22 protein-coding genes and 1 pseudogene are annotated in these 23,558 nt (G+C 62.3%); 11 read left to right on the forward strand and 12 right to left on the reverse strand.

Annotated features, from left to right (window positions below; all coding sequences use genetic code 11):
• Positions 1–123: 123 nt before the first annotated feature.
• From PYH37_RS22475 to PYH37_RS22490, 4 genes are all read right to left on the reverse strand, one after another.
• Positions 124–1,170 (reverse strand): ABC transporter ATP-binding protein, encoded by a 1,047-nt coding sequence (locus tag PYH37_RS22475; protein WP_280733618.1) that lies wholly within the window; start codon positions 1,168–1,170, stop codon positions 124–126.
• Complete coding sequence (locus PYH37_RS22480) at positions 1,158–2,804, reverse strand: ABC transporter permease (protein ID WP_280736139.1); 1,647 nt, start codon at positions 2,802–2,804, stop codon at positions 1,158–1,160. Before PYH37_RS22480 ends, PYH37_RS22475 begins: the two co-directional genes overlap by 13 nt.
• A 277-nt stretch (positions 2,805–3,081) precedes the next feature.
• The gene (locus tag PYH37_RS22485) at positions 3,082–4,062 is read right to left on the reverse strand and encodes an ABC transporter substrate-binding protein (protein ID WP_280733619.1); all 981 of its coding nucleotides are present in this window, start codon (positions 4,060–4,062) and stop codon (positions 3,082–3,084) included.
• A gap of 126 nt (positions 4,063–4,188) precedes the next feature.
• Positions 4,189–4,332, reverse strand: coding sequence for a hypothetical protein (locus PYH37_RS22490; RefSeq protein ID WP_280733620.1), 144 nt, complete (start codon positions 4,330–4,332; stop codon positions 4,189–4,191).
• A gap of 328 nt (positions 4,333–4,660) precedes the next feature.
• On the opposite strand from PYH37_RS22490, the gene PYH37_RS22495 reads away from it, so the two are divergent.
• The 4 genes and pseudogenes from PYH37_RS22495 (at position 4,661) to PYH37_RS22510 (ending at position 6,099) form a co-directional block, all read left to right on the forward strand.
• On the forward strand, positions 4,661–4,870 hold the full coding sequence (locus PYH37_RS22495) for a cold-shock protein (protein ID WP_011970048.1): 210 nt from the start codon (positions 4,661–4,663) through the stop codon (positions 4,868–4,870).
• A gap of 179 nt (positions 4,871–5,049) precedes the next feature.
• Positions 5,050–5,430 carry a DUF6481 family protein gene (locus PYH37_RS22500; protein ID WP_280733621.1) on the forward strand — a complete coding sequence of 127 codons (381 nt, stop codon included), beginning with the start codon at positions 5,050–5,052 and terminating at the stop codon, positions 5,428–5,430.
• A 59-nt stretch (positions 5,431–5,489) separates the two neighbouring features.
• Positions 5,490–5,815: pseudogene (locus PYH37_RS22505) on the forward strand (fatty acid desaturase); the annotation flags it as partial.
• Positions 5,812–6,099 carry a hypothetical protein gene (locus PYH37_RS22510; protein WP_280733622.1) on the forward strand — a complete coding sequence of 96 codons (288 nt, stop codon included), beginning with the start codon at positions 5,812–5,814 and terminating at the stop codon, positions 6,097–6,099. The pseudogene PYH37_RS22505 and the gene PYH37_RS22510, both read left to right, overlap by 4 nt.
• 476 nt (positions 6,100–6,575) lie before the next feature.
• Here the strand turns inward: PYH37_RS22510 and PYH37_RS22515 are convergent, their stop codons facing one another.
• Positions 6,576–7,238 (reverse strand): DUF924 family protein, encoded by a 663-nt coding sequence (locus PYH37_RS22515; protein WP_280733623.1) that lies wholly within the window; start codon positions 7,236–7,238, stop codon positions 6,576–6,578.
• Positions 7,239–7,340: 102 nt separating this feature from the next.
• Here PYH37_RS22515 and PYH37_RS22520 point away from each other — a divergent pair, with 102 nt between their 5' ends.
• The gene (locus PYH37_RS22520) at positions 7,341–8,273 is read left to right on the forward strand and encodes a LysR family transcriptional regulator (RefSeq protein ID WP_280733624.1); all 933 of its coding nucleotides are present in this window, start codon (positions 7,341–7,343) and stop codon (positions 8,271–8,273) included.
• 90 nt (positions 8,274–8,363) lie between these two features.
• Here PYH37_RS22520 and PYH37_RS22525 read toward each other — a convergent pair whose 3' ends face one another.
• A complete protein-coding gene (locus tag PYH37_RS22525) occupies positions 8,364–9,176 on the reverse strand; it encodes a class I SAM-dependent methyltransferase (protein WP_280733625.1) in 813 nt (270 codons plus the stop codon).
• 312 nt (positions 9,177–9,488) lie between these two features.
• On the opposite strand from PYH37_RS22525, the gene PYH37_RS22530 reads away from it, so the two are divergent.
• A complete protein-coding gene (locus tag PYH37_RS22530; protein ID WP_280733626.1) occupies positions 9,489–10,565 on the forward strand; it encodes a diguanylate cyclase domain-containing protein in 1,077 nt (358 codons plus the stop codon).
• 145 nt (positions 10,566–10,710) lie between these two features.
• On the opposite strand, the gene PYH37_RS22535 is transcribed toward PYH37_RS22530, so the two are convergent.
• Positions 10,711–11,619 carry an SDR family oxidoreductase gene (locus PYH37_RS22535; protein ID WP_280733628.1) on the reverse strand — a complete coding sequence of 303 codons (909 nt, stop codon included), beginning with the start codon at positions 11,617–11,619 and terminating at the stop codon, positions 10,711–10,713.
• 83 nt (positions 11,620–11,702) lie between these two features.
• Here PYH37_RS22535 and PYH37_RS22540 point away from each other — a divergent pair, with 83 nt between their 5' ends.
• The 3 genes from PYH37_RS22540 (at position 11,703) to PYH37_RS22550 (ending at position 14,253) form a co-directional block, all read left to right on the forward strand.
• Entirely contained in the window at positions 11,703–12,284 is a 582-nt protein-coding gene (locus PYH37_RS22540) for a TetR family transcriptional regulator (protein ID WP_280733629.1), read from the forward strand.
• Positions 12,285–12,444: 160 nt separating this feature from the next.
• Positions 12,445–13,119 carry a glutathione S-transferase family protein gene (locus PYH37_RS22545; RefSeq protein WP_280733630.1) on the forward strand — a complete coding sequence of 225 codons (675 nt, stop codon included), beginning with the start codon at positions 12,445–12,447 and terminating at the stop codon, positions 13,117–13,119.
• An 84-nt stretch (positions 13,120–13,203) separates the two neighbouring features.
• Positions 13,204–14,253, forward strand: coding sequence for an aldo/keto reductase (locus tag PYH37_RS22550; RefSeq protein WP_280733631.1), 1,050 nt, complete (start codon positions 13,204–13,206; stop codon positions 14,251–14,253).
• Between the two features lie 398 nt (positions 14,254–14,651).
• Here the strand turns inward: PYH37_RS22550 and PYH37_RS22555 are convergent, their stop codons facing one another.
• The 4 genes from PYH37_RS22555 to PYH37_RS22570 all read right to left on the reverse strand — a co-directional run bounded on the left by PYH37_RS22555 (position 14,652) and on the right by PYH37_RS22570 (position 19,895).
• On the reverse strand, positions 14,652–16,643 hold the full coding sequence (locus tag PYH37_RS22555) for an acyltransferase family protein (protein WP_280733632.1): 1,992 nt from the start codon (positions 16,641–16,643) through the stop codon (positions 14,652–14,654).
• A 411-nt stretch (positions 16,644–17,054) separates the two neighbouring features.
• Positions 17,055–18,281 (reverse strand): aminotransferase-like domain-containing protein, encoded by a 1,227-nt coding sequence (locus PYH37_RS22560; RefSeq protein ID WP_280733633.1) that lies wholly within the window; start codon positions 18,279–18,281, stop codon positions 17,055–17,057.
• A gap of 212 nt (positions 18,282–18,493) precedes the next feature.
• The gene (locus tag PYH37_RS22565) at positions 18,494–19,135 is read right to left on the reverse strand and encodes a TerC family protein (RefSeq protein WP_280733634.1); all 642 of its coding nucleotides are present in this window, start codon (positions 19,133–19,135) and stop codon (positions 18,494–18,496) included.
• A 136-nt stretch (positions 19,136–19,271) separates the two neighbouring features.
• On the reverse strand, positions 19,272–19,895 hold the full coding sequence (locus PYH37_RS22570) for a DUF930 domain-containing protein (RefSeq protein ID WP_280733635.1): 624 nt from the start codon (positions 19,893–19,895) through the stop codon (positions 19,272–19,274).
• Between the two features lie 394 nt (positions 19,896–20,289).
• Between PYH37_RS22570 and PYH37_RS22575 the strand changes: the two genes are divergently transcribed.
• Positions 20,290–20,898, forward strand: a complete 609-nt coding sequence (locus tag PYH37_RS22575; protein WP_280733636.1) for a class I SAM-dependent methyltransferase — start codon at positions 20,290–20,292, stop codon at positions 20,896–20,898.
• Between the two features lie 363 nt (positions 20,899–21,261).
• On the opposite strand, the gene PYH37_RS22580 is transcribed toward PYH37_RS22575, so the two are convergent.
• On the reverse strand, positions 21,262–22,209 hold the full coding sequence (locus PYH37_RS22580) for an adenylate/guanylate cyclase domain-containing protein (RefSeq protein WP_280733637.1): 948 nt from the start codon (positions 22,207–22,209) through the stop codon (positions 21,262–21,264).
• Positions 22,210–22,581: 372 nt separating this feature from the next.
• Between PYH37_RS22580 and PYH37_RS22585 the strand changes: the two genes are divergently transcribed.
• Positions 22,582–23,553, forward strand: a complete 972-nt coding sequence (locus PYH37_RS22585; RefSeq protein WP_280733638.1) for an aldo/keto reductase — start codon at positions 22,582–22,584, stop codon at positions 23,551–23,553.
• Positions 23,554–23,558: the final 5 nt, after the last annotated feature.

Consider the following 23,558-nt stretch of genomic DNA (forward strand, 5'->3'; position numbering starts at 1 on the left):
CTTGTTTTGCATGACAGTGTCTCGGCACGCATAGTGGCAGGAGTGATTGCGATAAACAACCGGTTTCTTTTCGGGTGCATTTTCGGATGAACGTGTCCCGCCGCCACCCGGTCTTCACTCCCCTCAAAGCCGCCAGCCACCGCTGATGATGAAGGGCACCTCTGCCCCGGCGCCGATCGCCACGCTGCTATAGGCCTTCAGCCGCTGCCCACCCGGAAACGAGAGGTCCAGTGCGAAGCGCTCACCCTCGAAGACGCAAGAAGAGACCCGCATCGTGATGCCGTCGGCGCCGCGGTGCACCTGTTCCGGGCGGATGAGCACGTCTGCAAGCACCCGTCCTTCGATCGACGCGCCCTTCCTGCGGGCGAGGTCGAGCGCCTGGCGCAAGGCCGGCCAGCCGAGCTGGCGTTCCGCGCCCTCCGGCAGCGGCAGCCCCAGGATGCTGCCGCGGCCGATCAAGCCGCCGACCACGCAGCCCGCCGGCCGTGCATAGATCTCCGCCGGCGACGCCACTTGCAGCAGTCGTCCTTCCGACATCACCGCCACGTCCGTTGCGAGCGCCATCGCCTCCGCCTGGTCATGCGTCACATAGATCATCGTCGCGCCAGAGCGCTCGTGAAAGGCGCGGAAGGTCTCCTCCATCGCCTTGCGCAAATGCTGGTCGAGATTGGCGAGCGGCTCGTCGAGCAGCACAACGTCCGGCGACGTCACAAGGCAGCGCGCCAGCGCCACGCGCTGCCGCTGCCCGCCGGAAAGTGCGGCCGGCCGCCGCTCGGCAAAGTCAGTGAGCTTGACCAGCGCCAGCGCCTCGCCGACGCGGGTCCGCCAGGCTTCGCCGGAAATGCCGCGCACCTTCAAGGGATAGCCGACATTTTCCGCGACCGTCATATGCGGCCAGAGCGCATAGGACTGGAACACCATCGCCATGTTGCGTTTTTCCGGCGGCAGCGCCCGGCCGGCATCCGCAAGCCGCCGCTCGCCGAAATGGATCGAGCCATCCGTCGGCTGCTCGAAGCCGGCGATCATCCGGAGCACCGTCGTCTTGCCGCAGCCGGAGGGGCCGAGGAGCGCCAGGAAACCCTGCTTGCGCACGGCGAGCGAGACGTCGGAAACGGCCGCCCGCCCGCTGCCGAAATCCTTGGTCAAATGATTGAGGATCAGTTGCGCCACGGCAGCACGCCCTCCGGCAGGTATTTGGCGAAATATTCGAGCGCCGCCATCAGCGCGATCACCAGGATGACGACGAGCACGGAGAGTGCCGAGGCGAGATCGGACGAACCGCTGTCGTCGAGATTGAAGATCGCGACGCCGAGCGTCTGCGTGCCCGCCGACCAGAGCAGCGCCGAGACCGTCAGTTCGTTCGCCGCAATCAGGAACACGAGGATGACGGAAGCTCCCGCGGCGGGCGCGACAAGCGGCAGCAGCACGTCGCGCATGCGGTGGAAAAAGCCCGCGCCTGCAAGCCTTGCTGCCTCTTCGAGCGAGGGGTCCATCTGCAGAAAGGCGCTCATCACCGGCTTCAGGCTGACGGCGAGGAAAGACGAGAAATAAGCGACGAGAATGATCCAGATCGTGCCGTAGAGCGAAAGGCCGATCAGCGGCAGCGGCGCGGCGAAGGTGAGAATGAAAGCGACGGCAAGCACGATGCCGGGCAGCGCATAGGGGATCTCGATCAGGATCGCGAGGAAATTGGCGAGCGCGCCGCGCCGACGGGTGAGCAGATAGCCCGCCGGCACCGTGATAGCGAGCAGCCCGATCGCCGCGGCCGAGGCGAGGAAGAGCGAATTGCCGAGCGCGGTCAGCGTCACCGACTGGCGGAAGAGGATTTCGCCATAGGCCTTGAGCGAGATGGTCTCAAAATTCAGCGGCACGCCATAGGCCGGCACCAGCGAGCTCGCGACGAGCGCCAGAAGCGGCGCCGCAAGCACCAGCGCAAGGATCACCCAGAGCAGCGCCTCGGCGACGATCCGCAAGCGCCCGAGCGAGAAGGCGGCACTCGCGCCGGAAAGGATGAGGCGATAATCCCGCCCGGCAAGCGCCCGCTGCTGCAGGAGAAGGCCGGAGGCGGAGATCAGCGCGATCAGCGTCGAGAGCATGGCGATCTCGCCGAAGGTGGCGGCGCCGAAGCTCGCGAGCCGGCTGAAGATCAAGGTCGGCAGCGTCTCGATCGAGGCGGGAATGCCGAGGATTGCCGGAATGCCGAAATTGCCGATGCCGGAGACGAAAGCGATCGCAGCACCCGCGACGAGTCCGGGCACCCCAAGCGGCAGCACGATATCGCGAAAGACGCGGAAAGGTGACGCGCCCGAAAGCCGCGCCGCCTCGACGCCATCGCGCGGTATCGCCGCCAGTCCGGCTTTCACCGCCAGGAAGACGAGCGGCGCATGCTGCACTCCAAGGAGAAGCGCAATGCCGGAAAGCGAATAGAGCGGCTGCGGGCTACCGAGCGGCGGCGCCAGCCCGAGCGTCTTCAAGAGCGGGCTCGCCGGGCCGGACATCTCCACCCAGGCAAGCGCCGTCACCTGCGGCGGGATCATCATCGGCAGCATGAAGGCGAAGCTCAGGATGAGCTTGCCGCGAATATCGGTGAGCGCGACGGCGAAGGCGAAGAGCGCGCCGAGGACCAGCGACACCCCCGTCCCGCCCGCCGCCGTCAGCAATGTGTTGCGGAGCGCCGCGAAGGTGGCGGGCTCGAAGAGCACTTGAGCCCCCTCGCCCTCGGTAAGCCCACTAAAACCGGCCCAGCCAAGGCGGATGAGTGGCAGCACCGAGAGCAGGAAGACGGCGCCGAGCACGAACGGCATGAGCCAGCCGGGCTCGCCGCCGGTCGGCGAAGACCGCCTTCCCCCGCGCTTGAACTTCCACCAGCGGGACTTGCCTTCCCTTGCGGAAGCCTGCGCCGGCGGCTCCAGGCCGCGCAATGTCCGTGTCAGTGCCGCCGGCAGCCTGTCGTCTTCGGACGAATGCGGCTGAAGCGGCCGGGCCTCCCGCCCCGCGCCGCCTGCTCCATTGCCACCGCGATGCCCCGGCCGGTCAGAATGCCGGCTGCGGGCGATCTCATCCGCGCGTGTCATGCGGCGGTCAATTGGTGCCGAAGATGCCGGAGAATGTCTTCAGATCCGCCTCGGAATTCTTCACCGCCGCGGCCGCATCGACCGGCAGCACCTTGATCGTCTCGCGGGCGGGATAGCCTTCCGGCAGCGCCACGCCTTCGCGGGCCGGGATATAGCCCATCTTCACCGCCAGCTTCTGGCCTTCCTCGGACAGGAGAAAATCGACGAATTGCTTCGCCGCTTCGGCGTTCTTCGCGGTCTTCAGAATGCCGACCGGCTCGGTGACGGCGGAAACGCCCTCGGCCGGGAAGACGAATTCCACCGGCGCACCCCTCGCCTTCTCGCGGATCGCCATGAAATCGACCACCATGCCATAGGCCTTCTCGCCGGTCGCGACCGCCTTCAACACGCCGCCATTGCCGCCGGCGGCCGTCGCGCCGTTTTCGGCAAGCGCCTTGTAAAAGTCCCAGCCGAGGCCGGAAATGCCGGCAAGCGTCTGCGCATGGATCAGCGCCGCCCCGGAGGTGAGCGGGCTCGGCATGGTCACGAGCCCCTTCGCTTGCGGTTTCGCGAGATCCTGCCAGCCGGTGGCCTTCATCGGAGCCGACGTGTTGTAGATGATGCCGGTGGTGATCATCTTGGTCGAATAATAGGCGCCGTCGGCATCATGAAGCGCGGCGTCGTAAGCGGCCGCCTCTGGCGACTTATAGGCGAGAAGCTCCCCCGCCTCCTTCAGCCGCTGCATCGTCACCGTATCGGCAATCAGCAGCACATCCGCCACCGGATTGCCCGCCTCGATCTCGGCCATTAACTTGGCCATGATCTTCGTCGTCCCCTCCCGCACCCACTCGACCTCGACCCCCGGATGCGCCGCCTCAAACCCATCCACCGTCGCCTGCGCATCCTCATTCGGCTGGCTGGTGTAAAGGATGAGGTTTTCGGCGTAAGCGGCGGTGGAGAGGAGACCGGCAACGAGCGCGGCGGTGATGGCGGAGAGAAGCGGTTTCATGGGGTGGCCCTCGGTGGGAGAAAGATGGCGCCGAGGGATAGAGGGGGTGTTTTACAGGGGTGTGACAGGGGGAGGCGCGGAGTCAGCTTTGCGGCAGTTGCGGTCATTGCTAACGGCTCTTATCGCTTAGCCGAACCGAACTGAGCAGATCGTCGACACCATTTTCTCAGCATTTGCCAACACCAGGTTATCCGCGATATTGGCTATCGCGACCAGTGCCTCTTCTTCTGTCCATCCGTAAGCGACGGCGGCCGCAACGAAATGCTGCACGGCAAGCTCCCATGCATGCTCGCAGAACAAGAACTGGCCCTCATCATCGCATTCAGACGGTGGTGGTGCTGATTAGCGCTGGACGGTTTCCAGTGGAGGGGAGGCGACGTTTATGTTCCGCAATTATAGATTGCATTCGACCCCTCTCGGGAAACAAGAAGTTGACGTGGCCGCCGCTCTGGTCTATGAGAGAGCATCGATACTTTGTTTGCCGATATTTGTTTTTGCTGCGCCTTGCGCGTCTCTTGACGAACTTCCTTCTCTCAAAAGTCGAAACCCCGCTGCGCGTCGCCCAGCGGTGATCAATGTTGCTAAGAAAGGGTTCGTTATGACCACTGGCACAGTTAAATGGTTCAATTCCACCAAGGGCTTCGGCTTCATTCAGCCTGACGACGGCAGCGCCGATGTGTTCGTTCACATCTCTGCTGTTGAACGCGCAGGCATGAATTCGATTGTCGAAGGTCAGAAACTCGGCTTCGAGCTCGAGCGCGACAACAAGTCGGGCAAGATGTCCGCAGGCCAGCTCCGCGCTGCCTGACGCTTTTCGCCGCTGATGACCACGGATGTACTGGCATGGCGGCAAGACGTTCGAAAGGGTCAGGCGCATGTCTGGCCTTTTTCGGTTCAAGGCGTCGAGAGCTGGCGTGAGGTAAACCTCTCGCTGCTTGGAAGGCGAGCACGACCTTCCCGACCAAACCATATCAAAGGGAACAACGATTGAGACACCCGAGCGACAACGGCTTTGCCGAACGACGCAATGCCGCGGCAGATGCAAAGCGCCAGCTTCTGGCAAAATTTGCATCCGCTCCGAAGGCGACCGACCCTGAAATCCAGGAAAAACGGGCTGCTCGTGAAGCGGTTAGCCGTGCCAGGGATGCCCGTCGCGCCGAGCGCGAAGCGCTGAAGGTAGCCGAGAATGAGCGGGTCTTGGCAGAAGCCGCTGCGTTGGCGGCGGCTGCCGACGCCGAGGAAAGGGCGGAAGCGGAAGCCCGCCAGGTAGAAATTGCCAATCGGGTCTCGCGCGTCGTGGCGGACGAGGCGGCCCGCAAGGCCGAACGCGACCGCCGCTATGCGGCCCGCAAGGCCCGTCAGGCGTAATACTTCAACACCTGCGCCCAATCCCACGGGCGCAGGTGTTGCCCTAGCAGATGATCGTGGGCGGGGGCCATTACGATCTTCTGCCGGTGCTGCGGTGGCTCACCGGCAACACCGGCATCCATCACGTGCATCATCTGTTCAGCACGGATTCCTTACTACCGCCTACGGGAAGTGCTGCGCGACCACCCGCAACTCGCCGGCATCGGCCGTATCACCCTCTGGGACAGCCTCAAGTGCGTCAGGCTCGTGCTTTGGGACGACCGGCGCCGGAGCCTGGTTTCATTCCACGACGCCGCTGGCGGGGGCGCTTGCTCCTGAACGGCGTTCCTTTCCGGGATCGCTGTGCCGCTCCCGTACTGAAGATCGACGAAAGACGAAGACATGATTGAATTGACGCCAACCCAGATCCGGGGTCTGAAGCTCGCCAAGGACGGTGATGTCTATCCCCAGGACGGGAAGAGGTGGACGCACCTGAATGCCCAGGTCACCTATGCAAAACACGACCGGTTCAAGGAGCGGCCGCAGAAGATCAAGTTCCTGAGTGCCGCAACTCTCAACGACCTGCGCGAGCACAGCCTTGTGAAAGCGCTGAATACGAATGTTCCGCCCGAGGCGTCGGCTCACGGCATCACCATGGCCGGCAAGATCCTACTTCTGAAGATCAAGTAATCCGGCCAGCCTTTCGCTGGACAGAGCTCCACGCCGGGACCGCTTCTACCGTTTCGGCCTAGCATCTGGGACGTTCGACTATCCTGCGAGGCTTCCGACTTCATCGCCTATACTCCTCTCGGGCATCGCTAGCTGAATTGAGACCTAACGGCAGTTGGCATGCCAAGGAACTACTCGACCCGGGCGCTGACATTGGGAGCATTCCAGCGTCACCGCCTGCTTCCAAATAGTACCTGGATTTGGAGTTGCTCGGAAATTTGGCCTCGCCGAAGGCGACGGCCCTCGTTGCGTAATGTGCGAGGCGGAGAAGTGGGATTCGTCCCAGCCGAGAAATTGACCGAGCCAAGCGCTGCACTCAACGGACGCTGCGGGTAGACCGTCAGGTCGTCGGCAGTGACAATCGCAGTCGCAGCGCTATCGGCAGCTTTGGGCCAGCAGCGGACTAGCTTGCCCTCAACCTCTCTTGCCGCCCCCATTCACCCCGCAAACCCGCCCCCATCCAAAAACCGCTGCTCCTCCTCCGTCATCGTCCGCCCCAAAATTCCGTTCCGGTGCGGGAAGCGGCCGAAGCGGTGGATGATGGCGTGATGGCCTTTGGCGTGGGAAAGGCTCGGCTCGCCGAGGCGTCGGGCGAGTTCGACCGATCGCTCCTGGTCTGCGAGGTTTTCCGAATGGCCGAAGGGGAGATAGAAGAAGAGCTGCAGGTCGGCCGGTCCTTTGAGATCGTAGCCGGCATCGATCGCGGCGCGCGCGATGCCGAGCGCCAGGGCGTCGGTCTCGTACATGCGCGGCGTGCCGCGAAAGGCGTTGCGCGGAAATTGATCGAGGAGAAGAAGCAGCGCCAGCATCTTTTCCGGCGAAGCGGTCCAATTCAAAAGCTCGCCGCGCGCCGCCGCCTCGTGGGCAGCGAGGAAGCGCTCGCGAAAGGCACAGTCGAATTCGGGCTCCTTGGCAAACCAGCGCATAGGTCCCGCCTCGCGCCAGAAGCCGACGACGGCCGCCGCTTCGTCCGGCGCGGCAAGCGCTTCGCGGAGCCGCATGTTGAAGGCCGGATCGGCCGGCGCCGGCGCGTGGCTTTGCTCGGCTGCTTGCAGGCTGCGGATCGCCAGGGATTCGATGTACCAGGTGAGATCGCTCATGTGTTCCTCCACTTGGTTGCGGGGAGACCGCGCGGCCTCGCCCGTCGCAGAGAGAACCTACGTTTTTGCTGATGCTGAATGAAGTGATATGATTTCAGCATTATGCTGAATGAAATCGATCTCTCCCGCGCCGATCTCAACCTGCTGGTGCTGTTCGAAACGGTGCTGGACGAGAGGAATGTCGGCCGCGCCGCCGAAAGGCTGAACCTCTCCGCTTCCGCCGTCAGCCACGGTCTCGGCCGCTTGCGGCGGCTGCTCAACGATCCGCTTTTCCTGAAGACGCCGAAGGGCGTGGTGCCGACCGAGCGCGCCAAGGAGCTGGCGGCGCCGATCGGCGATATTCTGGCGCGGGTGAGAAGCGCCATCTCCACCGCCGAGCCCTTCGATCCGGCGCGTTCCCGCCGCCGCTTCACCATCGGCACGGCCGACGGTTTCTCGGTGTTCCTGCCGCCGCTGCTCGACGAAATCGCCCGCAACGCGCCAGGCATCGATCTCGTCGTGCGGCACATGCAGATGGAGACGTCGCTTTCCGATCTCGACGAGCGGCTGATCGATGTGGCGATCGCCCCGTTCTACGAGCTGCCGGCCCGCTTCGCCGCGCAAACGCTTTACGACGAGGAATTCGTGGCGGCGGCGCGGATCGGCCACGCTTTCCTGAAAAATCCGACGCTCGAGAATTATTGCCGCATGCAGCACCTGCTCGTCGCGCCCAGAGGCGATCCCTCGGGCATCGTCGATCAACTGCTCGAAAGCCGCGGCCTTTCCCGTCGGGTGGCCTTGGCCGTGCCGAATTTCATGCTGGCGCTCGATCTCGTCGCCAAGACGGAGCTCGTCTGCGTGCTGCCAAAACGCTTCGTCGAGATGCATGCCGAGCGCTACGCCGTCGCCACGGTAAGGCTGCCGGTCGGCCTCGGCGTCAGCACCATCCAGCTGGTGGCGCCGAAGGCGGCGCTGATGGACGCCGGCCTCGTCTGGCTCTTCGAGGTGCTCGGGCGGACTGCATGTTTCCTTAAATCGGGACCGATCCAAGGGTAAAGACATGCAGCAATTCAAAGTGCTACAGCGACCTTTGTGCGTCTGAAAAGATGAACGGCGCTGTAGGAAACAGGTCCTTGCCAAAGCCAGTCAGCGCACCGCGCTCACCACATGCGCCCGGATCCGCTCCTCGATCATCCCGCTCCCGAACCGCCGCGTGAGCGCCTCGGCCGCGGCCTCCGTCACCGCTGCCAGTGCTGAGGCATCGCGCTCCTCGATCTCGTTTCGGATCGGCGTTCCCTGGCAAAAGGCGGTGGCCGCATCGGAAGCGCTGGCGGGGCCGGTTTTCTTCTCCAGCGTTTCGAGTGTGATGTCGCTAAAGCCGGCGGCCTCGAGGTCGGCACGGATCGTCTCCGGGTCGGCATAGCCGTGCGGCACGCGACGGATGAAACGCGGCGGGTTTTCCGGAAAGCGCGCCTCCAGCACCTCGGCCACCGTCTCGGGCACCTCGTTCGCCTCGATCCGGTCCCAGACGTTGATGAGGAAATGCCCGCCCGGCTTCAAGACACGGTGGGCCTCGCGGTAGCCCTTCACCCGGTCGGGGAAAAACATCACGCCGAACTGGCAGAGGACGACATCGAAGCTTTCATCGTCGAAGGGCAGTGCCAGCGCATCGGCCTGCTGCCAAACGATCCGCTCCTCGCCGCCCTGCTTTGCGGCGGCGATGTCCAGCATCGGCTGATTGAGGTCGGTGACGACGAACTGCGCCTCAGGATCGAGCAGCGGTGCCAGCGCGCGGGTGACGACGCCCGTGCCGGCGGCGATTTCGAGCACGTCGAGGGGGTTGAGCCGAGCCACCCGCTCGGCAAGATCACGGGCAAAACCCTCGAAGATCAGCGGCACCAGCAGCCGCTCGTAGATCTCCGGTATCGCACCGGCAAAGAGCTTGTCCTTTTCCGCCATGGCGTTCCCCTCCCGTTAAAACAACTGCCCGCAGCGTCAGCCAACAAGCTACGCTGGAGACGAGCTTCACCATACACCCATTTTTGGTTGCACGCGCACGATACCGCATTCACCGGTCTTTAATGAGATTTCTCTTACTCTGGGGCGTTCGAACAGATGCAGTTGGCATCACTTCAGCCGCATGAGCGCGGGTCGAACGAAACAAACCTCTGCCGTCCGCTATCTTGATCTGAGCTCCCTACTGACGCGTTCCTGTCCGATTACCGTCTTGGCCGCAATGGCTGTGACGCTTCCTGTGAAAGGCGCTGCACCATGGCAATAGCAAGCCCATCCCCGAAACAAGTTGCGCAGCAGATCCGCAGGGATCTCTATTACAATGCGTTTGCCACGCTGGAGCGAATGCAGATTGATGCTTCTCCGATCAACTATGAGTTGATGTGCGAAATCATCAGCGGCAACAATCCGGAGCTTCGGGAGAAATTTGCCCGCCTTGGCAAGGACATCACGGAGGAGGACCTCGACGTCCTCGCGCGCATCTATCTGCCGCATCACTTCGGCAAGTCGATCCACGACGAGTCGGCAGACCGCATCCAGAGCGAATTGACGACATTGAAGGCGTCGCTGCAATCGGGTCAAACTTCGCTCTCCAGCTATACCAGCATGCTGGGTCAGGCGACCGGCAGTTTCTCGTCGATTGATCCAACAGACATGAAGAAGATCCAATCCCAGCTCCAGGCCATCCGGCAGGCGACCGAGATCCAGCAGTCGAAGAGCACCGAGATATTGGAAAGCGTTTCGACGCAAATGTCGGCATTCGCCGCCATTGCGAGCGACCTCGATGAATTCGAGCGGATGAAGTTCACGCATATTGCCACGAAGCTCGCCAATCGGCGGGGCTTCAACAAGAAGCTCGCCGACCTTTATGGCGGAGAGCGTTATCCCGACGGCGCATCGCTCATCCTGTGCAATCTCCTGGTGCTTGAGCCCTTCGAGAGAAAGGAGCTCCTCAAGGTCAAGGAAGCGATCCTGCAGCGCCTCGGACCTCTGGTATCGCAGACTGTTCAGGCTACGGATTGCGCAGCGTGGCTTGACCGGCCACAGGTCGGCATCATCGTCTCGACCAGCGCCGAGGCGGAAATCCGGCGGATTGCGGAGCAAGTTCGAAACAGTTGCCTGCGTGTATTCAACAGTCAGCGACAGGGAATGCCGGTGGTCGCGGCCCGTTTCGGATGCAGCACCACCTATGAAGCCGATACCGCATTCGACCTTGTCAACAATGCCGAGAAGGCCCTGGAAATAGCCACGGAGACAGCGGACGACAAAGTTGTCTTCTTCGCCAACAGCGAAGCGGGCGGCGCGCGCAAGGACTGGATGCTCTACAGGAGATGAACGTCCGGAAATATACAAGCACCTCAAAGTGCTACGGCAACCTCCGCCTTGGCTGGTAGGGGACACGCCCTGGCAGCGGGATGAGGAGTTCCGCCCGCGCCCCGCGTCTCACCTATGAGGAACGATCACATTTATGATCTAGCCCTCACCGGTAGCCCGTCGCGTCCGCTTGCCTGCCCGCATCCATCACCTCGTCCATGTAGCGCCAGCAGTCCGGCCGGGAGCCGTCGAGGTCGGTAAAGCCGTAGACTTGGGCAAGCCCGCCGCTCGAAAGCGACTGGCCGTTCCAGCGGGCCTTTTCCGGATCGGCGGCAAGTGCCGCCACGGCGCGGCCGATGAAGCGCGGGCTTTCGGAGATGACGAAATGCGGCTGATGCGCGGTGGCGTCGCGCCAGTTTTCCTCGGTCACGCCAAAGGCTTCCAGCATCATTTCCGAGCGCAACCAGCCGGGCGTGAGCGACACGGCGGTGGCGCCGTGGGGTGCGAGGTCCTTCGCATGCGCCCAGCCCATGCGGTTTGCCGAGACCTTGGCGAGATCGTAGAAGGGCGAAAGCCGGTAGTGTTCAGCATTGTATTCGGCCGTCCCGTCCGTCACCTCGATCATCAATCCGCCTCGCCGCTCGATCAGCAGCGGCAGCGCGTGATGCGCGGTGATCAGATGCGTGTCGATCGCGAGCCTCAGGATCTTGAGGCCGTTTTCGAGATTGTGGTCCCAGACCGGCTTGTTCCACTCGAAGAGCTTCTCTCCGCCCCAGATGTCGTTGACGAGAATATCGAGCCGGCCCTCCTCGCGGCGGATACGCTCGACGAGCGCCCTCACCTCCTCCGGCTTCAGGTGATCCACCTGCACGGCGATCCCCTTACCGCCCGCCGCGGTCACCAGCTCCGCCGTCTCCTCGATCGTCTCCGGCCGCTGATAGTCCGATTGCTGAGTGCGCGTGGTGCGGCCGGTGACATAGACCGTCGCGCCCGCCGCGCCGAGCTCCACCGCGATCCCGCGGCCAGCGCCGCGCGTTGCCCCGGCGACCAGCGCCACTTTGCCTTCAAGCGACATGGTTCTTCTCCCTGAAAAATACTCTGGCCTTATTTCCGTCCGCTATATATAAACGCTTATTCGGTTATAAATAAAGGTGGAAAATGCCCCGGCCAAAAACTCTCGCCGATGAAGAGGTGCTCGACGCGGCGCTCGCGATCATGCGCAAGAGCGGTCCGGAAGGCTTGACCTTCGCGGCGCTCTCCGCCGGCTGCGGCCTTTCCGCCTCCACATTGGTGCAGCGCTTCGAGACCAAGGCCCGGCTGATCCAGGCAGCGCAGCTGCAGGCCTGGGACCGGCTCGACCGGCTGACGGCGGAGCTTGCCGCCACCGCGCCCAAGACGCCACAAGGCGCCATCGCCCTGCTCGTCGGCCTTTCCGGCGATTATGGCGGCATCGAATCCTATGCGGATGATCTCCTGATCCTGCGCGAAGATCTGCGCGATCCCGCCTTGCGTGCCCGCGGCGCCGCCTGGCGTGATGTGCTCTCGGCGGCGATCGAGCGGCGCTTTGCGCGAGTGCCGGGGGCTCCTTCCGGCATCGGCCTGCTGATGGCCGCGCAGTGGCAGGGCGCGCTGCTCTGGTGGAGCTTCGACCCGCGCGTGCCGGTCACGGAGTTCGTCAAGCAAAGCCTCGAACGCTTCGTCGCCGCCCTGGTGCCGGGAGCTGCTGCCGTTGCTGGCTGACGATGATGTTGGTGGAGCGAGATGCGGGCGGAAATGCTCGCCGTCGGTCCCCTTCGCAGCATTCTCGCCGAAAAGAATTCCCCTTCTTCCTCGCCGATCGCGCCCTATAGTCATAGCCTAACTGCAACGACTGCTTCGGGCCAGAAGCCGGGAATGCCATATGGCGCTTACGCTTTATCTCCATCCGCTTGCCTCCTTCTGCCACAAGGTGCTGATCGCGCTTTACGAGAACGGCACGCCTTTCGAGGCAAAGCTCGTGGATCTGGCGGACGCGGATGAACATGCCCGCTTCCTCGATGTCTGGCCGGTCGGCAAGATCCCGGTGCTGCGCGACAGCGACCGCGACAGGACGGTGCCGGAGACCTCAATCATCATCGAATATCTCGACCGATACTATCCGGGCCCAACGCCGCTGATCCCACGCGATGAGATCTTGGCGCTCGAAGCGCGGCTCTGGGACCGGTTCTTCGACCTCTATGTCCAGGTGCCGATGCAGAAGATCGTCACCGATACGCTGCGTGCCTCCGGCGAGAACGACCGGCGCGGCGTCACCGATGCGCATGCGGCGCTCGCCACGGCCTACGATCTCGCCGAACGGCAGCTCAAGGACAAGCGCTTTGCGATCGGCGAGAGCTTGACCATCGCCGATTGTTCCACCGCCCCCGCCCTCTTCTATGCCGGCATCGTCCTGCCTTTCGATGGCACGCATCCGCACCTCGCCGCCTATTTCGAGCGGCTTCTCGAGCGCCCTTCCTTCCAGCGCACGCTCTCCGAGGCGCGGCCTTATTTCCCGCTGTTTCCCTATAAGGATGCGATTCCCGCGCGGTTTCTTTGAGAGCCGGTCGCACCCGCTTGCCGCTTGCTTTCGTCCCTTCACCCGCTACCCTTTGTGCCGACCAATCAGGGAAGGATCGAGACAATGGAATATCGCCTGCTCGGCCGCTCCGGCCTCAAAATCTCGACGCTCACCATGGGAACGATGACGATCGGCGGCGGCGGCAAGTTCGCAGAGGTCGGCAATGTCGGGCTTGAGGACGCCCGCCGTTATGTCGATCTCTGCCTCGATGCCGGCGTCAACCTGATCGACACCGCCAATATCTATTCGACCGGCGCCTCGGAGGAGATCATCGGCGAAGTCCTCGGCGGCAAGCGCAAGAACGGCGTCCTCGTCGCCACCAAGGCGCGCTTCTCCATGGGCCCGGGCCCAAACGAAGGCGGACTTTCGCGCCATCACCTGATCAGCGAATGCGAGGCGAGTCTTCGCCGGCTGAAGACCGACGTGATCGATCTCTACCAGGTGCATGAATGGGACGGCCAGACGCCGCTCGAGGAAACGATGGAAACGCTCGACACACTCGTGCGGCAAGGCAAGGTGCGTTATATCGGCTGCTCCAACTATTCGGGCTGGCACATCATGAAGGCGCTCGGTATCAGCGCGCTCGAACACCGCCAGCGCTTCGTCAGCCAGCAGATCCACTATACGCTGGAGGCCCGCGAGGCCGAATACGAGCTGATCCCGATCTCGATCGACCAGGGCCTCGGCATTCTCGTCTGGAGCCCGCTCGCCGGCGGTCTGCTCTCCGGCAAGCACCGGAAAAATCAGACGCCGGAAGGCAGCCGCCAGCTCGCCGGCTGGAACGAGCCGCCGATCCGCGACGAGGAGCGGCTGTGGAAGATCGTCGACATGCTGGTGGCAATCGCGAGCGAGCGCAACGTTTCCGCCGCGCAGGTGGCGATCGCCTGGCTGATCGGCCGCAAGGCGGTCACCTCCGTCATCATCGGCGGGCGCACGGAGGCGCAGTTCCGCGACAACCTCGCCGCAGCACACCTCAAGCTTACCGACGAGGAACGGGAACTGCTCGACGCCGTGAGCTTGCCGCCGGTCATCTACCCCTATTGGCACCAGCTCTGGACCGCCAAGGACCGGCTCGGCGAAGCCGACCTCTCGCTGCTCGGACCGCATGTTTGAGCTGAGTGGCCGTTTATTCACCCGGTGGACTGCCGTCAGTTCGAGTGAGTCGTTCCTGGCTGACGCTGCTGCCCTGCCGGGCATCTCCCTACAAGGGGAGATTGGGCCAGAAGCACCGATCTGGCGCGGGATGAGGAAAAGTGTGCGCGGTTTTCCGCCCGCATCCCGCGCTAACTTATTAGAATCGATCACGTTCATGATTTTAGGTCGATCCGACCTAAAATCATCGTGATATGGCTGTTCCGAAGATCATACGCCGAAACCACCACACCCATCGATCGGAGCGAACATAGCCGATTGAGCGAGACGTCGCCGCTCGCCAATCTCCCCCTTTGTGGGGGAGATGCCCGGCAGGGCAGAGGGGGGTTTTAGCGAGAACCGGCTTTTGGCGAGGTGCTTTACTGCCGTACCGCGCCGACTACCGTCTCGCCGAAGATCGCGCGTTGAAGGGGTGCCGCGAGCGTTTCCGCATAGGGCGTGGCGATATGGTGGCGATCGCGGAAGGTCAGTTTTCCGTCGATCACCGCAGGGCAAGTCGTCTTGTTGCAGAAGAGATCGAGGGCATCGACGTAGGAGGCATTCGCCACCTCGGAAACGACCTTTCTCTCCGCCGCCGGGATCGTCTCCTCCACCGCTTCGCCGCGCGGCGTGTCGCAAACGCTGGTGCTTCTCTCCTGCCACAGGGCGCGCGCCACACATTTGTCGAGGTAGGATTTGTGTAACGGCACATCGCGAAGCAGAACGACATCGCTGCCGGCGCTTTCCAGTGTCTCGATCGACCGCTTGATACCCGCCGCCCAGTCCCGCACATCGATCTGGTGGCTGGATATGTAGTTGATGTCATTTCTGACATAGCTGGACGAATATTGTGAAAGGATCACGACATCCGGCTTCAGCGATGCGATCTCGCGGAACACCAGGCTCCTCCACTGGTCGCACTCGGCATAGTTTCTCATCAGCACCGAGTTCCAGGTCGAGACGCTTGCCGCCGAGCATGACGACTTGAGATAGGTAACGAGCCGCCATCCGTTGTTTTCGACGATTTTCTTGAGCGGCGTCGACCAGTGATCGGCATGGGAATCGCCGAAGAGGACGATGGTCTTTTTCGGATTGGCGGCGCCGAATTCACAGGCTTTCGGCTGGACCTCCTCCTTTTCGAGCACGCAGGTCGAATCGAACTCCCGCGCCGCCGATTTACGTTCAGCGCTTTGGAGGATGACGCGTTGTGACGAATCGAGGCTGTAAGTCGCCAAGGCGGCGCTGCCGGAGGCGAGCGTCGCGCCTGTCGCCGTGAGCAGCGCTGCCAGCCCCAGCGACCGGCTTGTCTTCGCCGCCAGCCAGCCGTTGTGGCGTATCGGGTTCTCAATGAAGTGATAGCTGAAGAGCGACAGGGCGAGTGTGACTGCGAGACAAAGAAGCCGATCCGTGATGGTCAGCTCCGGGTTTAGGATCCCGGCATAAACGATGACCGGCCAGTGCCAGAGATAGAGGGAATAGGAGAGCTTCCCGATCTGTTGCAACGGCTGCAAGGCGAGCACGGACCTCGGCCCGGCGCGGCCCTCATGCGCACCGCTGAGAAGCACCATCACCGTTCCTAGAACCGGCACCAACGCAATGGTCCCGGGGAACGGTATTTCTTCCGTCACGGTCAGGTAACCGGCTGCAATCGCGCCGAGCCCCAGCCAGCCCATGGCGGGCGAAAAGCGAAAGCGCCTTGCCCATTCCTGTGGAAAGGCCATCGAGGCGAGGCCTCCGAAGGCGAATTCCCATGCTCTGAATGGCGAGAAATAGAAGGCCCAGGGCTGGGATATGGCAGTCATTCGCCAAGAAGCAGCGAAGGAAATCGCGGCAACAACGGCGAGAAGAACGAAAAAACCGCGCTTGCCCGGACGAAACCGCGCAAAGAGCAGAAGAAGTGCTGGCCAGACCAGATAGAATTGCTCCTCGACCGATAGAGACCAGAAATGGATGAAAGGGTTGTTCGACGCGTCCGAGGCAAAATAGTCGACGGCCCAGCGGATGAGCCACAGATTGATGATGTAAGCGGAGGCGAAAAGCGATCCCTTGGAATAAAACTGCTGTTCGGACGGCGAAAGAATGAAGTAGCCAAAAAGCAGCGTCGTCAGGATGACGAAGAGCGAGGCCGGAAGCAGGCGGCGAGCGCGCCGGGCGTAAAAGCGCCAGAGATTGACGGTGCCGCTCTTCGCAATTTCCTGCTGCAGGTGGCGGGTAATCAGATAGCCCGATATGACGAAGAATATATCGACGCCGACGAAGCCGCCGGGCAATCCGGTCATTCCGAAGTGGAAGGCGACGACACCGGAAACTGCCAGGGCGCGCAGCCCTTCGATGTCCGGACGGAAGGTTCCTGGGGCTGCTTGTATACTCATACCGCTGATTGCATGTCTCTCAGGCGCCCCAGTTATTCATCGCACGAACAATCTCGAAGGCAAAGCTTTTTTTAACGTGATGCAGCATTCTTTGCTGCAACGCAGCACATTTTGGAAAGGTGATCCTGGCCGAGAATATGGCGGTAATAAGGGTCTTTTCTCGATTTCTTCCCCATCAGTGCAGGCTCTGTCGCCCGTTTCCGGCCGCTAACCTCTTTCGCGCAGATCGACAATGGCCGTCGAGCACCGCCGGCGCTGGCCGACGGAAGTACAATCCAGAATTGAACATAAACAATACCGCCCCTCCGGAAATTAAGGGGCTGGCGCGCGCGGCGTGGGCATTGCCAAAAAAGAAAAAAGGCGCGTCCATGGGCATGGCGCGCCTTTTTTATCGCGATTGACAGCGACGGCTTACGCCGCCAGTGCCGCCTGGTCGCGGATCAGGTCCCCGAGCCGGCGGATGCCCTCGTCGATCATTTCGTCGTTGGCGCAGGAGAAACTCAAACGCAGCGTGTTTTCGCCGGAACCGTCCGCGAAGAAGGCGCGGCCCGGCACAAAGGCGACCTTGGCGGTCTGGATCGACTTCGCCAGCAATTCGGCGCCGTCCGTGCCCTTCGGCAGCGTCACCCAGACGAACATCCCGCCTTCCGGCTTGGTCCAGCTCACACCTGCCGGCATGTATTTTTCGAGCGCCGCCAGCATGGCGCTGCGGCGGTGCTTGTAGACCCTCTGGATCTTCGCCACCTGCTGGTCGAAACCGCGCTTGGCGACGGTGCAGATTGCCATCTGGTTGATCGTCGAGGAATGCAGATCCGCCGCCTGCTTCATCAGCACCAGTTTGCGGATTACCGGTGCGGCGGCGCAGACCCAGCCGACGCGAAGGCCCGGCGCCAGCGTCTTGGAGAAGCTGCCGCAATAGATCGTGCGCGTATTTTCGATGTCGCCCTTGCGGGCAATCTCCAGCGCCAGGATCGGCGGGATCGCCTCCCCGTCATAACGCAGCGACTGGTATGCCGCGTCCTCGATGACGGCGATGTCGAGCTCTTCGGCAAGCGCAAGCACGCGCTCGCGGCCGGCGCGGTCCACCGTCTCGCCCGTGGGGTTGGCGAAATCGGCCGAAAGATAGGCGAACTTGACCCGGCCGCCTGCCTCGGCCGCCGTCTGGACGTAGGCTTCCGGCGTGCGGTTGCCGGAGGGGTTCAACTGATCGTAGGTCGGCTCATAGGCGTTGAAGGCCTGCAGTGCACCGAGGTAGGTCGGCCAGGTGACGAGCGCCGTATCATTCGGCGACAGGAACAGCTTGCCGAGATAGTCGAGCCCCTGCTGCGAACCGGAGGTGATGAAGATATTGTCGATTGTCGCCGGAATGCCGAGATCTGCCATCTGTTTGGCGAGCCATTCGCGAAGCGGGCGATAGCCTTCGCTGACTGAATATTGCAGCGCGGCGCTGACGGATGGTCCGCCGAAGATTTCGGCATAGGCCTCTTTGAACTCGACATCCGGGAAAAGCGCGGGATCGGGAATGCCGCCGGCAAAGGAGATGATGTCCGGACGGTCGAGCAGTTTCAGAAGTTCACGGATTTCCGAGGCCTTCATCCGGCTCGAACGCGTCGCAAAAATGCTTTCCCAATCCAGCATGGCGGTTTCCTCGAGATTATTGGCGCGGGATCAGTGAAAGCCGTTTCCGCTCTATCCCGCCTTTCATTTTCAATTTTGAGGGACAGGATCACGCCGGCGAATTTATGTCAATATTATTGACCTATACCGCGCCGTTTTTGCCGCGTCGATAGCGGTATGGCGACAGGAACAGGCCCTCGCCCGCTCCTGGCTCCGAATGCGGGAAGCTGCGATCAGTTGCTGACAAATGCTGCGGCAACCGGCGCAACATGCGGCCAAACCTCGACGGCGCCGCGATAGATCATGTCGAGCGAGACGTAGAGGATGATCGCCAGACCGACATAGGCGATCCAATGGTAGCGACCGAGCAGCCGGGCAATGAAGCTCGCTGCGACGCCCATCATCGCGATCGAAAGAACGAGGCCGAAGACAAGAATCGACGGATGCTCGCGGGCGGCACCGGCAACCGCAAGCACGTTGTCGAGCGACATCGAGACGTCGGCGACGACGATCTGAGTTGCCGCCTGGGAAAACGTCTTTCTCGGGGCATTCGCTGCCTCGGCGCCTGCGATGGCGAGTTCATCGTGCCCGCCGGCGCGTAGCTCGCGCCACATCTTCCAGCAGACCCAGAGCAGGAGGAGCCCGCCGGCAAGCAAAAGCCCGATAATCGCGAGAAGCTGGACCGTAAAGATCGCAAGCACGATGCGAAGGACGGTGGCGGCAAGAATGCCGACCAGGATCGCCTTCTTTCTCTGCTCGATGGGCAGGCCGGCTGCGGCAAGACCGATAACGATGGCGTTGTCGCCGGCAAGCACGAGGTCGATGACAATGACCTGCATAAGCGCCAGCAACCCGGCGTAGCTAAAGATGTCCATATGCGATAGTCCCCTTGAATGCCCGGGCGCGGGCGACGGTTAACGCATAGTCATCCCCGGCCGTCGGATCAAGATCGCATGTGAGATCGTCAACGGTTCAGTCTCTTGCACATGCTGCAGGGCTCTCATCCAGGCGCTAATCCCCCGCCCCGTCTTCCGCGGTCAGCACGTGCGCTTCCCACTCGTCCCTCGGAATTTCAGTCCCAACCGAAAATTCAAACATGGCGACGCTCTTAATATCAGGTGCAACCTCGCATCTATATCTGATGTTGTACCAGTTTCCTTTGCTGCGAAGCGCGCCGCCAACGGCTTCGAGCACACGCCCGGCCAGGATCGTATCCGCCATGGCGTAGGCCACCAGAAAATCGGGCTCGAACTCGGCCTTCCAGTGATGAACCTGTTCCATTGCCTCGACATTGCAGAGCTGCACAATGCGCTCGCCGGTCGCCAGTTGCCACAATCCCTCGCGCGCTTTCTTGCTCCGGGGATCGGCCAATACCTTTGCGGAAAAGAACTGCGTCGCCCGGACCATCGCCGCCGGTTGGCGCGTCGTTTCGCTTCCTGACGATTGTGGCTGCGGCTCAGGTTCCTTCTTGATCGGTTCGGCTGGCTGAGAGGTGGCAGGCGGCTCGCTCGGCCTTTCGGCGATTGGAGGTGTCGCCGGCGTCTCGATTTGCTGAGGAGCAAGAAGCTCGACGGAAATCGCCTCTTCCTGCGGAGGGGGCAAACGACGCACGATCGGAAGGAGCGCCAACGACATGCCGGCGATCACATGCAGAGCGAGCGCTATTGCATGGTTCCTTAAATCGGAACGATTTAAGGATAAAACCATGCAGCAACTTAAAGCCTTACAGCGACCTTTGTGCGTCTGAAAAGACGCACGGCGCTGTAGTGCAATGCTCCACCAAGTCGTCCTCGGGTCCCGCCTATTCGTCTTCGTCCGCATTATGAAGCGACTATGCCGGCCGCCTTCCGGTCGACCGGGAAGATCTCGCAATGCACATGGCCAGGAACGAGCACGGCACGACATTGCCAGCGAACTGTTTTCATGGAAGCTTTCGGTAAAGGGAACACCCACATCTGATGTCGCGAAAGTTGCACAACCATGCGTTCGCAACAAGACTCCAGAGGAGAGCCGCAGGGAGGAACGACCTATGCCGGAAGCCGAGGGCGATGAGACCGCCCTCTTCTACCGCGACAATGCCGCAACCTATGCGAACCGTGGCCGAAACGCGCCGACGGTGCGGCTCGATAAATTCCTCGCACGGCTGAAACCCGGCGCCTCCGTGCTAGAGCTCGGCTGCGGCGGAGGGCAGGACAGCGCCTACATGCTCACCAAGGGCTTCGAGGTGACGCCGACCGATGGCTCGCCGGAACTGGCAGCGGAAGCCACGCGCCTGCTCAACCGAAAGGTCGAGGTCGTCCGATTTGAAGACCTTTGCTGGCGCGAGGCATTTGACGGCGTCTGGGCCGAGGCCTGCCTGCTGCATGTGCCGCGCGCCGATCTGCCGGGCGTGCTCGCCCGCATCCGCGACGCTCTCAAAGGCGGCGGCGTATTTCATGCCAGCTTCAAGGCAGGCGAAGCGGAAGGCCGCGACGGTCTCGGACGTTACTACAACTATCCCTCGCGCGACTGGCTGATGCGGCTGTTCGAAGATGCAGGCTGGATGGAGATCGCAATGAACGAAGCGGATGGTGGCGGCTATGACGGCAAGCCAACCCGCTGGCTGCATGTGGCGGCTGTCAAGCCGAGTTCACGCTGAGCGAAGTCATGATAAGGCCGGATGCCGATCCGGTCCGTTATGCCGCCAACCCTTTAAACCTCTCAGGCCTCACCCTCGTCAAAATAGGCGCAGACCAGCAAGAAGCAGATCGCGGCCAGGATCAGGAAATCGAAGAGAGCGAAGTGCTGCAGAATTGTCGTCATTAACGCTTCCTCCTGCCACCAAATACATCTCAGCACGATTTGGTTTCATTCGGAAGAAAAATCGCAAAGTATTCTTTGGAATCACATAAGCCTGGAGCCCAGAATGCTTTGCGATGCACAATTTTACTGTTGCGCTGCAATACACTGGTGCGACAACTCACGGTCACCTACCCTGCAGACACGCCGATCCATCCCGCCATCAATGCCGCGCGCTGCGGCGGCCTAGAGTGATCCAACGAAGCCCAGCGGCGATCGCCAAACCGAGCAGCGGCCAGGCCGCCCAGAACTCGCCATGCCAGGAAAGAAGATTGACGGCGACAACGATCAATCCAGCAACGCCAAGTGCAGCAAGGCCGCGATCGATCCGCGTGGTCGTCCGTATCCAGCGGAGCGCCGCCAGCACTGCAAGGGCGAGCAGAGGCCAGACGGCCCAGAACTCGCCGCTCCAAGAAAGAACGTTTATGGCGACAATACCCGCCGCGATCACGACAAGAACGGCGAGCGGGCGGCCGTTTGCGCCCGACGATCGCGCGCGTGTCTCGGCGACCGCGTCAGCGCGTTCACCAGAAGAACCCTGTCGGCCCCAGGCGGCGGCGCGATCTGTCGGCATGGCCGCGTTTTCGGCAGCGCCGATCCGAACCGCATAGCTCGGAACGCCCTCTTCGATGTTCTTCACTTGGAGTTGCCCCAGAAATTCGAAACCGACAGCCACCTTGTTCCGGACCTGGTCGTAGACCGTGCTGGAGATCACGATTCCGCCCGCAGGCGCCGAGCTTTGCAGCCGGGCGGCGATATTGACGCCGTCGCCGTAGATATCGTCGCCGTCGGCGATGACGTCGCCGAGATTGATACCGATGCGAAAGAGCATCCGCGCCTCGCTCGGGCGCTCGGCGTTCAAGCCGGCGAGTTCGTTCTGGACGTCGACCGCCGCCCTCACCGCCTCGACAACACTCGGAAACTCGGCGATCAGCCCATCGCCCCAGGTGTTGACGACGCGACCGCCATGCGCCTCGATCAGCCGTCCCATGGCATCCCGGTAGAGCCTTAAGGTCGCAAGCGTACCCTCTTCGTCCGCTCCCATGAGACGCGAATAGTCCTGGACGTCAGCACAGAATATCGTCGTCAGCTTACGATGCAGTTCCGACATCGCTTATCCTCGCTGCTTTGACGTGCCGTGCAGAGGGTACTGCAGCGCCGTGCGTCTTTCAGACGCACAAAGGGTCGCTGCAGCACTTTGAACTGCGGCAGGTTTTATCCTTAAATCGGAACCGATTTAAGGAACCATGCAGTGGGCCCAGAACATACAGGCTCCTGCACAGTTCTCAAGGCATGACACAACCGGAATGCGCTGCTCTATTGCGCTTCCCACGACCTCACCCCCAGGCGGCACGACGCAAGCCCTTCCGTCCTTCGTAATGCCGTTTGCTCGGAGAAACCCGCCGGTTGACTTCGATCGGTTCGGGCCTAGGTAGCGCTCGGTCATCGCGCAGTCCCAATCGATCCCAGGAGAGAATAAGCCATGCACTACAGAACACTTGGTCGCACCGGTCTGCAGATCTCCGAAATCGGCTACGGCGCCTGGGGCATCGGCAATAGCGGCTGGCGAGGCGCAAACGATGACGAATCGGTGCGCGCGCTGAACCGGGCCATCGATCTCGGCCTGAATTTCATCGATACAGCGCTCGGCTACGGAGATGGCCACAGCGAACGGCTCGTCGGCAAACTGCTCCGCGAGCGTTCCGAGACGATCTACGTCGCGACGAAGATCCCGCCGAAGAACAGGCTGTGGCCGGCGCGGCGCGGCACGCCCGTCGAGGAGGGGTTCCCCGCCGATCACGTCATCGCCTCTACCGAAACCAGCCTGCGCAACCTCGGCGTCGAGACCATCGACGTACAGCAGTTCCATGTCTGGTCGGACGAATGGGTCGGTGTCGGCGATTGGCAGCCGGCGATCGAGCGGCTGAAGCGCGACGGCAAGATCCGGTTTTTCGGCGTGTCGATCAACGACTACGAGCCGGACAACGCCCTTCAGCTGATCGAAACCGGCGTGGTCGACAGCGTTCAGGTGATCTACAATATCTTCGAGCAAAGCCCCGAAGAGCGCCTGTTTCCAGCCTGCTTGCACCACAACATCGGAGTCATCGCCCGGGTGCCGCTCGACGAAGGCGGTCTTACCGGGCAGATCCGCGCCGACTCCGTGTTCCCCGAGGGGGATTTCCGCGCCAATTACTTTCGCGGCGAGCGCAAGCGGGAGGTCGAGGAGCGCGTGCGAGCCATCGTCGCGGACCTGGACATTGCTCCGGAGGCCCTGGCCGAAACGGCGCTTCGCTTCGTTCTCAGCCACCCGGCCGTGTCGACGGTCATTCCCGGGATGCGGTCCGTCCGCAACGTCGAGCGCAATTGCACCATCGGCGGCGGGCGCGGCTTGGGCGACCAGAAGCTCGCGGCGCTGCGTGCCCACAGATGGCCGCGCAACTTCTACCGCGACTAAAAGGT

This window comes from Sinorhizobium numidicum, assembly GCF_029892045.1.
Classification (GTDB): Bacteria; Pseudomonadota; Alphaproteobacteria; order Rhizobiales; family Rhizobiaceae; genus Sinorhizobium; species Sinorhizobium numidicum.